1 pseudogene is annotated in these 599 nt (G+C 73.3%); it reads left to right on the top strand.

The features are described 5' to 3' along the window. Positions 1-493 (top strand): annotated as a pseudogene (locus tag FGD71_RS34830) (Rne/Rng family ribonuclease); the annotation flags it as partial. Positions 494-599: the final 106 nt, after the last annotated feature.

Below are 599 nucleotides of genomic sequence, written 5' to 3'. Positions count from 1 at the left end.
CGAGCCGGTCGCGGCGCCCGTCGCCGCCGAGCCCGAGCCGATGCCGGAGCCCGCCTCCGAGCAGCCCGAGCCCGCCGCCGGCAGCGCCGCTCCGGCCCGCCCGCGCCGCCGTGCGGTCCGTAAGGCCACCGCGCCCACCGCGCCGGAGGAGACGGCCGTGGTGGTCGTCGCGTCGGCCCCGGCGGAGGCCCCTGAAACGGCCACCGAAACGGTTGCCGAGACGGAGGCCGAGGGAGAGGCTCCGGCCAAGAAGACGGCCCGTAAGACGGCCAAGAAGGCGACCGCGAAGAAGGCCGCCGCCAAGAAGACGACGGCCAAGACGACGGCCAAGACGGCGGCCAAGAAGACGGCCGCGAAGAAGGTCACGGCCAAGAAGGCGGCGAAGACCACCAAGACGGCCGCGAAGTCGGCGTCCAAGTCGGCGTCGAAGAAGACCGCGGCGGCGACGCAGCAGATGCCGTCGTCCGTCACGGCCGCCACCGACGAGGACTGAACCGCCTTGACGGACTGACGGACGAGGGTCTGAACGCCCTCGACCGGCGAGGTCTGAACCGCCTTCTGCCGACGCCCCCTGACCGGCGCTGAATCCGCCGGTCAGG

It is taken from the genome of Streptomyces sporangiiformans (assembly GCF_005768555.2).
GTDB classification, from domain to species: Bacteria; Actinomycetota; Actinomycetes; order Streptomycetales; family Streptomycetaceae; genus Streptomyces; species Streptomyces sporangiiformans.
This window is presented reverse-complemented; position numbering and strand designations above follow the sequence as displayed.